Raw genomic sequence first — 14,748 nt, 5'->3', positions numbered from 1 at the left:
AACAACAAATGAAGAGATTTGCAGCAGTAACACTGGCTGCCCTCATGGTCTTAGCTGTATTCGCATCTTGCGCAAGTGCAGCAGATTCCGTTGAGATCCGCGGTCCAGTGTACAACGGAACAAATCTTACAGATATTGTTCCTGTTACTATGGATGCTAACTCATTTGCAGCATTCTACTATGACCTTGACGAAGGTACCCAGACAGAAACCCTCTCGGTTTTATCCGCTGATGACAGCGACACAATCCCTGAAGGTGACCTTGTCTACAACACCACGATCACATTTGTCGATTTCGAATATGCTCCTGGCTTCACTGCCAGTGACGAAGACGATGCAACCACCCAGTTCCCTGTACTCGGCTTCTTTGCAGAGGCTTTCATCCCACTGGATGAAAACAAAGCAGACAAGCTCGCCAAGCTGGTCATGGATGACGACGAGAAGTACACCCTGAGAACCGGCGAAATCCTCGACCTCGGTGAGGGCTATGCCCTTGAAGCCAAGCAGGTCGATGTTGACGGTGAGAAAGTCTGGCTCGAGTTCACCAAGGACGGCGAATTCATTGACGACGAAATCATTTCCGTCGCAACCGCAGACGACACCGGTGACTGGGTCGTTGACCTTGACGACATCGAGGATGAAGACGATGTAATTGTCATGAGAATGCACGTGAACCAGGTCTTCCAGGGAGCTGTTGACAGCATTGCCCAGATCGAAGGTCTCTGGCTCATTGACTTCGAGAACGCAATGACCATCGAGTCTGACGATGAATTTGGAGAGCTCGAAGTAACTATCACTGGAGACACTCTCAACCTTGAGAGCACCGACGATATCACCCTTAACAAGGATGACACCGAAGAGATCGCTGAAGGCATGTCCTTCCTTATCGCTGACACTCCTGACGACGAATTCAGGTTCTATGTATTCAAGGAATTCACCGAACCCGGCACCTATGAGATCAGAGGTAGCGTCGTTGACAACAACAATAGCGTCAGCACCTGGGAATGGAACTCTTCCACCTTTGCTGGCTTCTACTACGACATTGATGACGATGTAGGTACCGAGGAGCTTAAGATTCTCTCTTCCACCGGAACCGACACCGTGGAAATCGGTGACAACCAGCTTGTCTACACCACCACCATCGAAATGGTTGACTTCGAATTCGCTCCCGGCTTCACTGCCAGTGACGATGACGTTGCAACCAAGGAGTACCCTGTACTCGGCTTCTTTGCAGAGGAATTTGTTGCAATTGACCCCGTCAGCGCTGACAAGCTTGCAAAGCTGGTCCTCGACGATGACGAGAAGTACACCCTGAGAACCGGCGAAATCCTCGACCTCGGTGAGGGCTATGCCCTTGAAGCCAAGCAGGTCGATGTCGAAGGTGACAAGGTCTGGCTTGAGTTCACCAAGGACGGCGAATTCATTGATGACGAAATCATCTCCGTTGTCGCAGGCGAAACCGGCGACTGGGTCGTTGACCTTGATGACGTTGAGGATGAAGACGATGTAGTTGTCATGAGGATGCACGTGAACCAGGTCTTCCAGGGCGCAGTCGACAGTATCGCTCAGATCGAAGGTCTCTGGCTCATTGACTACGAGAACGCTTTCACCATTGAGAATGACGATGAATTCGGCGAACTTGAAGTCACCCTCAAGGGCAAGACCCTCGAGCTTTCCAACGATGACTCTATCACCCTGAACAAGGATGACGACGAAGAAATCGCTGAAGGCATGTTCTTCAAGATGGCTGACAACACAGAAAAGTTTGTCAGGTTCTACCCATTCGTTGAGGTAACCATCGAAGGCGCTGAAGAAGACGCTGATGACGAAGAACCTGTTGACGAAGAACCTGTTGTTGACGAAACACCTGTTGACGACAACGTAACTGTTGACGAAGAACCTGTTGTTGACGAAGAACCTGTTGACGAAGAACCTGTTGAAGAAGAACCTGCTGAAGAAGAAGAAGAACCCTCACCTGGATTCGGATTCGCCTTCGGACTTGTCGGACTTCTTGCAGTAGTCTACCTCGTTAGGAGGAACAACTAAATCTTCTGAATGAAGGGTTTTCCTAACCCTTCTTTCTTTTACCTTTTTTTCATTGCTTTTTCTTAGATACCCTTAAATTCAGGCGCTTCTTTTAAATTGACCTCATCCATAGGATTCTATATTCCGATTAAGGATCAAGGTGAAATTATGAAAAAAAGTATGGTTTTATTATCTGTACTTGCGGTTTTGATGATGGCTTTTTCAGGCTGTGTGGATGGTAATGACCCAGCAGTCAATGGGACAGATACGAATACCTCGGAAGCAAATGTCAGCGTGGATATGGGCACTGCTGATATGAGCGCAATTGACCCCGCTCCCGCAGGTTTTGAATATCTCGCATCCCTTCCGCTCTCTGCTGAGGACATTAAACAGGATTATGAAGCCGACAATGTTTCGGGAGTCCTTGGTGGTTCCGAAGGCATGTACAAATATTCCGACGGGAATGATTTTTATGTAGATGTTCTCGAATTTGAAGACAGTACTGCCGCAGAGGAGCTTATCTTCGAATACAAATCTTCCTTCTCATCGTTGAGGACCGGCTCTCGGTTCGTTGAAGAGTCCTTTAACGGGCATTTCGCGACAAAAATTACCGAGTACTCCACAATAGGTGGGGAACAGGTTCCCAGATACTCCTACATCTGGCAGCATGAAAACTACGTGTTCGTTGTCTATGGGAACACCGATGATGCTTCGCTGGTTAAGGAACTGGCAGAAGCTACGGGATATTGAGTAATTATTGAGTGAGTTTACGGATATTGATCCCTTCTTTTTCGAGAATGGGGCTTAAATCCTTTCTCACTTTTTCTTTTTACTACCTTTTCAGACTCATTTTTCTTTTTTTGAGTTTTTTTCCTGATTCTTTTTTTATTGCTTTTTCTCGCCTTTTTTTCTTTTTTATTTTCCAGACTCATTTTTTTTATATGTCAAATATCGAAAAACTTGAGCGAAAATTCCATCTTTTTCAGCCTAATTTGAATCACATGTATGGAGAATCTTTCATAAAATGATTAACTGAATAATTCGGACTTGAGTAGAAGGTGTGAAGAAACTGCAACATTATCATGAACTGGAACTATTCAAAAAGAAGTTGAGTAAGTGTAATTTATTCAATGCAGAAAGAAAATGACTCTGGTCCAAAATCTAGTGATTTTTGCATTTTTTGATTGGAACAATGAATTTGCAGGAAGAATTCGTTCTTCAATCAAACTCAATATTCGGCATCTAAAGACTTCAATCAAGAGGCCGTGTTCAAAGGACCACAACAAATTTCAAAATCCAGTGATTTTTTAGTTTACATCAATCACTGGATTTTGGAACTGAGTCAAGAAAATGTGACAAAGTACAAAATCATATAAAAAAATACCAAAAACATAAAAAAAGTACAAAAGAAATGTAATAAAGAAAAGGACGTTAGAAACGCACTTTTCTGAATACATCTTTGCTGTGAGTTTTGTTTTCAATCAGGTTACTCTGATTAATTCACTTTCTGATTTACTCACTTACCAACTTTCCGGCTTACTCACTTTACCAGTAGCATTCCTTTTCCGCCTGCGTTGACATCGCCAACGAACTTGCGGTAGGTTATGCCTTCAACTTCCTCGGTTCCGTCTTCCTTGTAGGAGGGAAGCATATCCGAGATTTTGCCTTTGATGATTACGGTCCCGTTCTTCATCTCGCTTGCGGGCATGGTGGCGTTTCCTTCGATGACGATTGTGCCACCGTTGTTTGAGACTGCGGGAAGGAGGCCGACGTTTCCGGTCACGAGGATTTCTCCGCCGCACATGTGCTCGCCGAGGTAGTCCCTTGCGTTCCCGTTGATGGTGATCTTTCCTCCGCGCATGCCGCAGGCTTCTCCACGGTAGCCGGATCCTACATAGTAGGCTGCGCTTCCGTTGAGGATTATCTCTCCGCCTTTCATCTCGCAGCCGAGCCAGCTGTCAGCGTCGCCATTTATGACGATTTTCCCGCCTTTCATGCCGAACCCGCAGTGCATGTCCACGTTGCCGTTGATTTCGATTTCTCCGGTGCTCATGCCCTGTCCGATTCTCTTGACCCGGGAGACGTCTCCTTCAAACACGATTTTTGTGTTTTCTGCGGAGTCACTGCCCTCAACTTCAACCGTAAAGAAGTCTCCGAGCGGACACTGCCCGTTTCCGTACCAGACGAGAATGGCTTCGATTTCTTCCTTTGTCTTGCCTGCGAAGTTGTCCGGGGTTACCGTGTCGGCTTCGATAGGGATCTTGTTGGCTTTTTTCAGGGAAAACTTTACGACCTGCATTTAGAACTCCCCCTCCGTGCTGATTTCTACCGGATTTGGCAGGTATGAGTCCTCCACCATGTAGTTGGACTTGCTCACGGTGTAGTACTTCTTGAACTTGATATCAGTGTCCTTATTCATGGCACTGTCGATATCTGCCGGAACTTTTGCATTCACCCAATAGGTCCTGCCCATCGGGGTGGCTTCGATTTTTCCATCCTTGACGACGACCTTTCCATCTTTCAGGGTGTATGCAGCGCCGCTAAAGGCCTGCTTGACCTTCTCGTGCTCAACGGAGGGGTCAATGTCGCTGGTGATGATGTCATAGATGGCAACGTCTGCATCGGAACCTACCTTGAGGTTTCCTTTCTCAGGCCTGCTGTACATCTTCGACTGCATGCTCCTGGTCATAATCGCAAGTTCATAGAAACTCAGTTCCCTGTCGAGTCCGGGGAGCACCATTCTGTCCAGTGCCATCTTGCCGAAGCCGGAGATGACCTGCTCCCTCTTCTTTGCGCTCATCAGGTAGGTGAAAGCTTCAGGGTAGTTCACGAAGGAGCCGCCGTTCGGGCTGTCAGTGGTGAACATGATCTTCCAGGGGTCTTCTACGAGCAGGGCCAGTTCGATCCCTATTGCCCACTGAACTGCGTTTATGAAGCTCTTGGGGGAATATGAAAGGGGCACAACACCCGAAGCATCTTCCAGCTCGATATCCTGATTGCTCCACTTTTCGTGCAGCATCCGGGAGTTTGCATACTCCACAGGGCCGTCGGCAGTCATGGTTACTGCAGGGCCGAAAATGACCTGTCCAAGGTCGAAAGTCAGGTGGTTCGCACCGTTCAGGTAGTCTGCGACCATCGGGGCTCCCGTCTCGAAGTCCCGCCAGGAGGTCCCGGCGTAAGCGTTGAACTGGACATGGGTTACGTGGAGGGCCTGCCTGTCCACGACTGGCTTCACCTTCTCGAACATTTTCATGGTCTCGATGGTGGTCTCATAGTTGCCGGGCTTTCCCAGGTTGTTGCAGTGCACATGCACGGAGTGGGGGAGCTGCAGTTTCTCATTTGCTTCGGCAAGCCCCATCAGGATCTCTGCAGGGGTTACGTCGAAGTTCGGGACAGGGTCATAAAGTCCGCTTACGTTCTTACCCCAGCCCCAGGCTTCTCCTCCGCCTGCGTTTACGATCTTTACCCCATAGCCCCTGGAGGCTTTCAGGCCCCAGGCCACATAGGCTGCCAGCTTTTCCGGTTCCTTGTCCCGGATGTACTCCATTACCTGCCAGTTGCTCCCGAAAAGAGAGAGCCCCATTTTGTCCAGGATGGGGATTTCTTTGAATTCCTCGTGGGTGTGCCTTGCGGCAAGCATCGGGATTGCGGCTTCACAGATGGTTGTGTACCCGAGTTTTGCGTACCTGTACCCGATTGCATAGGTATTGGGTGTGTTGTACCCGACCTGTGCCCTTGTCTTTTCGGTCATTGCTTCTGGGCCTGAGAGTCCCGGCACCAGGGTTCTCCTTGCATCGTTAGGGTTCATAAAGCGCCCTACGTTGATCTTCCCTGCGCTGTGGGTGTGCCCGTCAAAGCCCCCTGCCATGGTGAGCCTGCCTGCGGCATCAATGACCTTTGCGCTTTCCGAGACGCTTTCAACTATTTTGCCGTCCCTTATGCAGAGGTCCATGGTTTCACAGTTAATGCCCTGTGCAGGGTCGCAAACGTTTGCGTTTTTAATAAGGATTTCCGACATTCTCATGCACCTTCCTTGAGTTCCCTGACCTTTGCAATCAGGTCTTTTGCGATTTGCTCGTCGGTCTTGAATTCCGTATCAATAAGTTTTTTCATGCGGAGAGGAATTGCGTCCATCCTGTAGGCTGTCCCCTCAGCTTCAATCCCTACAACTGCCGCAGGAATCACCACATCGGCAATTTCGGTTGTTGGGTTGGCGTACGGGTCGATCTGGATAACGGGGATTTTTGCCAGGTGCCTGACAGCTTTTTGTGGGAAGTGTGCTCCGGGGTCTGCGGCAGAGATTATTGCCGCATCCGCTTCTTCGCGCACCAGGACATCGTTTGCTCCGGTCTCTCCGGGGTTATAATAGGGGAAGCCCCTTGCAAAGTCAATTGCCATGGGGAAGCCGGTCTCCCAGGTTGCGACCTGTCCGAAACCGGTAACGTTGTAGTGTCCGCGCATTCCGATCATGACGGATTTGGTGTGCTGGTTCAGGTCTGAGATCAGGGAGGAGACCCCATCTCCGTTCTTGTACTTGGAGCGGGACTGTGTGACTCCCATGCCGAAGAAGATGCAGGAGAACTGGGCGTTTTTCAGGTTCTCGGCAAGTTCCAGGATTTCTTCTTTTGAAATGCCTGCGACGGTTTCGGGGATTACGTCTTCATGCCCGTTAACTGCGGACCTGAGTGCAGTGATAAGGAGCAGGTCGCTTCCCTGTTCGATTTCCACATATTTGTCGGCAAGCTTTGCGGTGTCGGTCTTCCTGACGTCGATAACCACCATTTTCCTGCCTTTTCTTCCTTTTGTGGAGAAGAAACCCTTTGAGAAGCTTGAATAGCGGCTCATGTGCCTGGGGTGGGCGTGTACGGGGTTGCAACCCCAGAAAACGATTAAGTCAGCCCGGTTCTTGATAACTCCCAGGGAAGCTCCTGGAGATCCTTTCTCCTGAGCTGCAAGGGCTGACGGGCCATGGCAGACGTTTGCGGTAGAGTCGATCAGAGATCCGGTCTCCTCAGCAAGCTGGATGGCTTTGGCGATGGCTTCACAGGAGGTGGAGCACCAGCCGTAGGAAAGGGTCCTCCTGGAATTTACGAGGATCTTTGCGGCAGCTTCAATGGCTTCTTCGTAGGGGACGGGGACCAGTTCCCCGTCTTTCCTGATCATCGGGTTTTCGATCCTGTCATGTTCGAACATGCCGACAAACTTGCTGTGCCCGAGGATACAGGCATTTTCGATTTTCGTGATTTTGTTATCTTCAACAGTAACCGTGATGTCGTCGCAGAGGGACCCGCATAGGGAACATACTGCGTCTTTTATTACTGGCATACTTTTTCCTCCAAGTTTTTCTGGATGTCTCCGGATTCTGGCTGGAAAATTAGTCTTTCCTGTGTGGCGTTTAATCTTCCCTGTACTGTTTCATAAGGGACTTCATGTCCAGAGGCTTCTCTTCTGTGGCTTCGATTTCTGCAGGGACACCTTTTAGCCCTGGCATTCCGCAACCGTGGGTGTCAGGGTCCAGGACTGTGTTTGCCCAGGGGCCCATGGGGATAAAGGCCAGACCGTCGGGATTTCCGTCGTTTGCCTTTGCAAACACCACTACTTCCCCAAAGTCAGTGGTGACCTTCAGGCTGTCTCCTTCGGAAACACCCAGTTTATCGAGGTCTGCAGAGTTCAGTTCACAGTATGCACAGGCATCAAAATAGCCCCTGTAAGTCTTTGCTTCCAGATGTGCGCCCTGGTCGGCGGTTCTTCCGGATATGAGATTTGCTTTCAATTTCATGGAAATTCCTCATCTGGGGTATAAGGTTTGGATATTATGAGCGGTATTTTATTCAAATATTCTATGGCATGTTCCCGAAGCAACACCTGCCAGCCCGAATCCCTCCGAGGCATGTGAATCCTGAAAGTTGGTTTCAGGGCTTGATTTCGGAATGCTTCTGACCGGTCTCCGGGATGCGGCAAATTTGATGAATACTTGATTTCTTCTGGAATGAATGATATAGGCTCACGAGGTCGTTTTCTTTTGATGCGGACCCGTTTGATGTGAGCCTTTTTGATACGACTTTTATGTATTGATCATTCATTATAATTTCGCCGTTTATATATATTTATGGCTATTTATATCTTTACTGCTCCTGCGCGAATGAAGGTGTGGGAAAGATGTGAGCGAAAACCCGGCTAAAATCGTTTTTTATCCGGCTTCCCTTCCCTTTTTTAAAAAACGGTCCGGATCTCAACAAAATTATCTTCTTTATTATATATTAAAACCTTATATGAATCATATTCCAATTATCAGTTGTATTATATATTACTATATTATGTCAATTCTAACATAACGCTCCCCTTTTCCGGATGGAGTCCCTCGAAGACTAGAGCAAGGTCCGCTTTTTCCTTCCTCCTCCTTTCTCCCTTCATCATCTGTCTATAAAAATTTGCTCCATATCTATATTTTTTCCATTTTCAATCGTTACCCTTTAATATACCTTCGTACATTTGTGTGTTGCAAGCCCGGATAGCCTAGTCGGTTGGGGCGCCAGACTCATAGGGACCTTTAATATGAGGCGTCTTTAATCTCCTGAGATATCTGGAGGTCGCGTGTTCGAGTCACGCTCCGGGCACTTTTATTTCTCATTTTTCTTCTGCTTCAACTTCTTCACTTTTGTTTTTAGTAAGTATTTTCCTTGCTTTTGTTAATAATGGCAAAATCGGCTGTATTCCGAAGGAAGATACTGTGAAAGGGGTAGATTTGTGTCACTCTAACAGATTTTAATTTTTATCTCCTAATTTTTCCGGGTTATTCTTTTCTTTTGGGCATTTTGCTTTTCTCAAATAAGTTTTCCAGGGCAGAAGTTGGGAATATTATGGGGTTTCAAGGTTTCAGGTAATTATAGGGAAAAGAAATCCTGAATATCTGGTGTAAAAACGCTAATGTAAAAAAGTGATGTAAAAAAGTAACGTAAAAACTTATTCGAAAAACTGTTTGGATGAAATATAGGTAGAAATGTTCTGTTGTTGGTTTCTTTCTCTGTCTTTATGCTTTTTTTTTGGATGGGTGCATCCCGCGTCAAGAATTCATTAAAAGGAGAGTAAGTAGTCAAATTTAAAAGGGAGGAATATTGGTTCCCTCAGATTTTTTCCTTAAATTTTCCTTTTGAAATCTTTTTTTACTGGGATTTATAATAATTAAAAGGTATATGCCAGGGAAATCTCCACCGAGCATTAAAGGGAGAATTGCCTTATCCGGTGAATAATTTCCCTTTTTGTATTGTCATTCAAATTCCGAGTTTTCGAATTCAGGACTTTCAAATTCAGGACTTTCAAATTCAGGATTTTCAAATTCTGAGCTTTCAAATTCCGGAATTTCAAATTCCGAACCTATAACTCTTATGCTGTCAAAAGGGGTTGCGGTTGCATGTTCTTTTTCTATGCTGCAGATATTGAATACCGCAGGAGGAATGAGACAGTCCTGGGTGCAGTCAAGGGCGCATTCCATGTTGCATTCCGTTTTTCTCGCCATCTCCAGGGCGAGTTTGTCCTGAGTCTCGTACATTTCCTGAAGAGGGAATTCCAGGTGGGAGAGATCCCTGAATTTTTCACAGGGGGTGTCGATTTCGATGATGATTTTGTCTCCTTCAACCCTTCCCATTATTGTATGGGTTATACCGCAGATGTAGGAAGATACTTTCATTTTTGTCATTTTTCGAACCCCGGTATGTTATTATTTTCCAGAGATTAGCCTTTCAGTAGACTTCCCCGCTAATATCGTTTCTCTGAATCTCTTTTGCGCTCAGGGATGAGATGTTCCTGAAATCGATTGCTTTCATCGGACAGGCGCGGACACAGCGTCTACAGCTTGTTCCCAGGCAGTCCTGGGTGCTGCACCTTGCAAACCTGACTCCGTTTTTCTCGATGGTCACAAGGGCATTTTCCGGACATTCTTCATTACAACGTTTGCAGAGGATACAGCCGTCTACCGGGACTTCGATGGTGGTCCCGATTTCCTCTACTATCTGGACAGGTATGCCGCCCGTTTCTTCGATATCTTTTGCAGCTCTCTTTTCCATCACTGCGTCTTCTACCGGTTCCGGGAAGGGAGGGTACTTGTACATTTTCATGAACTTTTTGTATAGTTTCATGGTCATGCCCTCGGTCCAGTAGGAAAGCTCGCAGGTGTAGATGTTCTTGAAAGTCTCGCTGGTGGCCATCATCAGGTGGTCGGCCGTAATGCTATTTGCAAGGGCAATGACTTCATCGAGCCTGGAATCGTCCAGAATAATTTCTCTTGCAAGGGCGATGGAAGTGTTCCCGAACTGCACGGCTTTCCTTGAGAAATCAGGGCAGGACCCGATTTTCCTGGCTTTCCTGCAGTCCACGTAAGTCCCTGAGGCCCCGGACATGTAGACGTTTTCGAGGTCTTCGAAAGAAACCCCTGCTTCCAGCATAAGGGTAAGCTGAGCTGCCCGGATTGCCCCGATGGCTTTTCCGGCTTCTGAGATGTCTTCTTCCGAGATTTCAATGCCTTTTCCAAGGACCAGCTTTCCGTTGGGGAGTTTGGGGGGCTGTTCCATCAGGCCGGTTTCTATGGCAACGGCAATGACGGCAATTACTCCTGTTCCGGTAATCCCCACAGCTTCATATTCTCCCTTTTCAATGACTTCTCCGGTGACGGGGTCTATAAGGTTTCCTGGCTTGCTTTCCATGCTGTTGTCCAGGACTGAAAGCCTCCAGTAGTCCCCTTCGACGTTCACGTCTGCGATCGCTCCGGGGCTTGCAATCATTCCGCAACTGATCCCCTGCCCTTCAATGGCTGGCCCTGCCGCCGCACTGCCCGTGATGATCCGGTCCCCTACCTTTATTGCCATCTCTGCGTTTGTCCCGTAGTCGGTAACAATGGAAACCTCTTTCTGGTTCAGGAAGTCGGTTTCGATCATCATCGCCAGGGCATCGGCTCCTATTTCGTGGGCAATTGCCGGGGGCACTGTGACCTTACATTTCGGCATTTCCAGTACGCCTTTGAAAAGTTCGGATGCCGGGAAGACCCTGGCTCCCCTTTCCACATTTTCGACCCCAAGCCTTCTTTGCATATTCTTGCCGGCATAGGCCAGGTCCCTTATTTCCGAGTTCTGGAAGAGGGAAAGCTGGATTGGGTTTCCGCATACCACCAGTTTTTCGATGTTTGAAGGGTCCACGTCCAGGGTATCGATGACCTTTTTTACCGCATCCATAATGATGCCGTGTGCAATATCCTGTCCGACTTCAAGGGCGAAATCCAGGTGGTCGATGACGTTTCCCCCGGGAAGGGGGTGTCTCATCGTCATCGCAGTTCTTAATACTTGTTTTGTCTTCAGATCTATAAGCTGTGCTCGAAATCCGCTGGTTCCCAGGTCAAGTGCAATCCCATACATTTTTATACCTCAGCTTGCAGCGATTAAATAATTGAAAAAAATAAACAATACAACCGTGTGCTTTAAGGCTGCCAAAATCCTTTTTGAAGGAGTCTGTGAAATTCGCTACTTCTTGTTTTAGCTGGTTTGATTATTATTCTTTTTAATCTAAAATTTGGGATTGAATATATATAACATAATTCGGGGCCTCTTGTGAGGGACTTTGATTTCACATATGGCTTTGATTTTGCATAAGGCTTTGATTTTTCAAGGGGCCTTATTTTTTGAGGGATGTACTTTTTTGAGGACCTTTGACTTTTCAGATCTCCTCTTTTTTAGAGCCTCACATCGCAGGATGATCCCGGCAGCGGATGAAAAAAAGTATACAAAAATTGAATTCCAAAAACAGAGTTTATTATTTTTTAGGTTTTAGATTTTTCTCTGTTCTATTGCAAAAAAATAATTTTTTAATTTTCATTATAATAATCGGGGTGTAGTTCTTAAAAATATCTCCTGATTCCTCCACCAATTTTTCATGCAGTGCTCCTTTTGCCTGTAGATAGGGCTAAAGAGCACTGCTGGTTCAAAAAAGAGTTTTTCAGGGTTTTAGACACTCTTCCTCCTTTTAAATGGCAAAAAGGTTCCATTGAGGTCTATTTTCCTGATTTTTAAGGCTCAGGTGCCCATGTGGGGCCTGGAGGTATGCGGCTCTGGGCACCGAACTTTTTTTGCCTCATTTCCCGGCTGGCATTTCCTGGCAAAATGGCAAAGCCATGGTTTACTCGCTTGGTTTTGAGGCACTTTGTGGATATAGACTGTCCTTTTCCCGGCAGGTACCTTGAAATGGCAAATTTGTACCTTTCCGTGTAAGGTGTTGCAGGTCTTATTTCCATTGAGGGATAGATGAACAATGCCCATAGAGAGAGGGATTTAAGGCATTGTCATCAGCGTGATTGATTTCTTTAATTTTTTCTGATTACTTAAGCTTTCGTTCAGGCTTTTGGGATTATCTCGTCAATCCTGAGGACGTTTCTTGCGGTCTCTGTTGCCGAGATCAGGGCAAGTTTCTTGATCGTTGCCGAATCGTAGACTTTCGGCCCCTTATCCGTAACTTTCCTTGAGATATCTATCCTTGCCTCCACTCCTCTGGCGTAGGCGTTTCTCATCTCCACCATCGCATCGATGGTTTTCATTCCCGCATTTCTTGCCAGGGTTTCCGGGACCTTTTCCAGGGCTCCGGCGTATGCCAGGATAGCCAGCTGTTTCTTTCCTGTCTGTGTTGCCGCAAATATCCTGACCATGTGGGCCAGTTCAAACTCAATTGCGCCTCCGCCGTTTACTATCTCCCTGTTTTTTATGAGGAAAGCAGCATTGTTAAGGGCGTCATCCACTGCTTCTTCCACCTTGTCCAGCCCGTACCTTGTCGGGTCCCATATCAGGATCGTGGAAATCGGTTTTCCCTTCACGGTTATGAAGACGAAGTTCTCCCTGTTTCGTTTTTCAAGCTTAATCCTGTCGGCTTTACCGAGGTGCTGGGGCAGGATCTCGTCATTCTTGCTCATCAGGGTCGTACCCGTGGCTTCCGAAAGCTTTTCCAGGTCTTTCATTTTCAGTTTCTTGAAAGCCAGTATCTTGCTGTCCCGAAGCAGGGTCTCGATATAGGGGTCTATATCTCCCTCGCAAAAGAGGACGTTTGCGCCCGAATTGATTATTTTTCCCGCAAGCTCCCTGCACATCTCCTTCTTTCTCTCCTCAAAAAGGAGAGCCGTTTGGACAGAGTCCATTCTCAGGTTATGCTGTGGGTTGAGGTATCCGCTTTTAATCTTGAGGTCGTAATTGATAATGAGCACCGAGGGTTCTTCAAAGTCCCTTGGCATATCCGTCCTTGCCGGGTTTTCGTCCATTATCAGGCCTTCCAGGGCCACCATCCCCGGCCCTCCCATCTTCTTCAGGACCTTCACGTTCCGGTTGAGGTCGAGGCGGCCTTTCTGCGTCTCGCTCAGGTGGGCTATAACTCCCTGTACGACGTCCGTAATCTCCTCCGCCTGCTTTCTCTCCACCCCTTTTCCGGTGGCTGAGCACGCAATCGTTGTCCTGACGTCCTCTTCCCCTGCCTGCCTTATGTTGTACCGGAGCATCTCATAGGCTTTTTGCAGGGCAAGTTCGTAGCCTTCTATGATAATTGTGGGGTGTACTCCCGCTCTTATCAGCCCAATTGCGTTTTTAATCAGGTTGCTTGCCAGGATCACCGCTGTTTTCGTCCCGTCCCCGCAGGCTTTGTCCATTGATTCAGCAAGCTTTTTCAGGGTAGTTACGATCGGGTGGAGGACGTCCATTTCCTTTAAGATCACTTTCCCGTCGTTTGTTATGAACACGTCGTTCACCGGATTTACTACCATCTTGTTCATCCCTTTCGGGCCCAGGGATGATGCCAGAAGTTCGTCTATTTCCGTTGCAGCCCTTTCGAGCTGGTCGATAAGCCCGTCTTCTTTTACCGGCTCGTTGATGAGGATCTTGTCTCTTATGGTCCTTGCCAGGTTTGCCATTCCGTCCCGGCTTTCAAGATCGGTTCCTTCAGGTGTTTTTAGTTCGCTTGCCATGTTTTTCCCCAAGACAGCGTTGCTTTGAATCCTGATCTTTTGAGAGCTTTCCCTGGAAGTTCCTGATCTTTTGAGAGCTTTCCCTGGAAGTTTCCGTCCTGATGTTTTACGGAGTTTTTTCTGGACTCTTTTGTTTTCTTATTGAAAGAGGTCTGTTGGATTTGTTTACCGGCGTTTTATCGGAAGTTTTATGATAGAGGTTCTTGCCAGCATTTGGAATTTTCAATTTTTTATGGTGTCAGGGCGTACTTCCCTTCCTGAGAAGCGTCTGTAAACGCATGATCAGCTATCTGTTTTTTAGCCGCAGGTTTCTTTTTTCTTTCCGGTCCCTGGATGCCTGTGGATTCGGAATGTTTCTGAATGCTTCCGAGATAAGCGTAAGGTTCTTCCATTGTAAGGCCAGTTTCAAAAGGCAGACCTGAATTCACAGGAAATGAGTATGCAGTGCATGCGAAATCCTGAGTTAGTTCATAGTTCACAGGATCCGCTTCAATATCAGAATACCGGAAGAAAGTCCTCTTAGATGAGTGGCTCGGCTCCTGTTCATAAGCAGCAGGAAAGCTTGCAGGAATCGTGTAGATTTGTTTTTCTTCAGGTTCAGGTTTTCTCTGGGATTTCATCCAGTTTCACCTCTTTCCTAAATTAATCAAAAAAGGTTCTTCGCCATTTTCTACAAACAGCTGAATGCTTTTTTCAGCTTGTTATATTTTCAATTCGTTTTTCAATTCGTTTTTAGAGTTT

At 47.1% G+C, this 14,748-nt stretch carries 11 protein-coding genes and 1 tRNA gene; 3 read left to right on the top strand and 9 right to left on the bottom strand.

The genetic code is table 11. From position 1 onward, the window contains the following. Positions 1-8: 8 nt before the first annotated feature. Both MSMTP_RS14300 and MSMTP_RS14295 read left to right on the top strand, forming a co-directional pair. Positions 9-2,045: an S-layer protein domain-containing protein gene (locus MSMTP_RS14300; RefSeq protein ID WP_048180730.1), complete on the top strand. Its 2,037-nt coding sequence runs from the start codon at positions 9-11 to the stop codon at positions 2,043-2,045. A gap of 147 nt (positions 2,046-2,192) precedes the next feature. Then, the gene (locus MSMTP_RS14295; RefSeq protein ID WP_048180727.1) at positions 2,193-2,774 is read left to right on the top strand and encodes a hypothetical protein; all 582 of its coding nucleotides are present in this window, start codon (positions 2,193-2,195) and stop codon (positions 2,772-2,774) included. 17 nt (positions 2,775-2,791) lie between these two features. On the opposite strand, the gene MSMTP_RS19440 is transcribed toward MSMTP_RS14295, so the two are convergent. The 5 genes from MSMTP_RS19440 to MSMTP_RS14270 form a co-directional block, all read right to left on the bottom strand. After that, a complete protein-coding gene (locus MSMTP_RS19440) occupies positions 2,792-2,956 on the bottom strand; it encodes a hypothetical protein (RefSeq protein WP_156153848.1) in 165 nt (54 codons plus the stop codon). 608 nt (positions 2,957-3,564) lie between these two features. Then, a complete protein-coding gene (locus MSMTP_RS14285) occupies positions 3,565-4,323 on the bottom strand; it encodes a formylmethanofuran dehydrogenase subunit C (RefSeq protein WP_048180723.1) in 759 nt (252 codons plus the stop codon). Beyond that, complete coding sequence (locus MSMTP_RS14280; protein ID WP_255350982.1) at positions 4,324-6,048, bottom strand: formylmethanofuran dehydrogenase subunit A; 1,725 nt, start codon at positions 6,046-6,048, stop codon at positions 4,324-4,326. Next, on the bottom strand, positions 6,045-7,349 hold the full coding sequence (locus MSMTP_RS14275) for a formylmethanofuran dehydrogenase subunit B (RefSeq protein WP_048180718.1): 1,305 nt from the start codon (positions 7,347-7,349) through the stop codon (positions 6,045-6,047). Before MSMTP_RS14275 ends, MSMTP_RS14280 begins: the two co-directional genes overlap by 4 nt. A gap of 70 nt (positions 7,350-7,419) precedes the next feature. After that, a complete protein-coding gene (locus MSMTP_RS14270) occupies positions 7,420-7,803 on the bottom strand; it encodes a molybdopterin dinucleotide binding domain-containing protein (protein WP_048180715.1) in 384 nt (127 codons plus the stop codon). A gap of 726 nt (positions 7,804-8,529) precedes the next feature. Between MSMTP_RS14270 and MSMTP_RS14265 the strand changes: the two genes are divergently transcribed. Further along, positions 8,530-8,641 (top strand) — tRNA-Met (locus MSMTP_RS14265). A gap of 650 nt (positions 8,642-9,291) precedes the next feature. On the opposite strand, the gene MSMTP_RS18125 is transcribed toward MSMTP_RS14265, so the two are convergent. The 4 genes from MSMTP_RS18125 to MSMTP_RS14240 form a co-directional block, all read right to left on the bottom strand. Continuing rightward, positions 9,292-9,720, bottom strand: a complete 429-nt coding sequence (locus MSMTP_RS18125) for a DUF6951 family protein (protein ID WP_052718416.1) — start codon at positions 9,718-9,720, stop codon at positions 9,292-9,294. 43 nt (positions 9,721-9,763) lie between these two features. Then, on the bottom strand, positions 9,764-11,428 hold the full coding sequence (locus MSMTP_RS14255) for a methylamine methyltransferase corrinoid protein reductive activase (RefSeq protein ID WP_048180712.1): 1,665 nt from the start codon (positions 11,426-11,428) through the stop codon (positions 9,764-9,766). A gap of 971 nt (positions 11,429-12,399) precedes the next feature. After that, positions 12,400-14,007: a TCP-1/cpn60 chaperonin family protein gene (locus tag MSMTP_RS14245; protein ID WP_048180705.1), complete on the bottom strand. Its 1,608-nt coding sequence runs from the start codon at positions 14,005-14,007 to the stop codon at positions 12,400-12,402. Between the two features lie 230 nt (positions 14,008-14,237). After that, a complete protein-coding gene (locus tag MSMTP_RS14240) occupies positions 14,238-14,627 on the bottom strand; it encodes a hypothetical protein (RefSeq protein WP_048180703.1) in 390 nt (129 codons plus the stop codon). Positions 14,628-14,748 lie beyond the last annotated feature (121 nt).

The sequence above is a fragment of the Methanosarcina sp. MTP4 genome (assembly GCF_000970045.1).
Taxonomy (GTDB): Archaea; Halobacteriota; Methanosarcinia; order Methanosarcinales; family Methanosarcinaceae; genus MTP4.
This window is presented reverse-complemented; position numbering and strand designations above follow the sequence as displayed.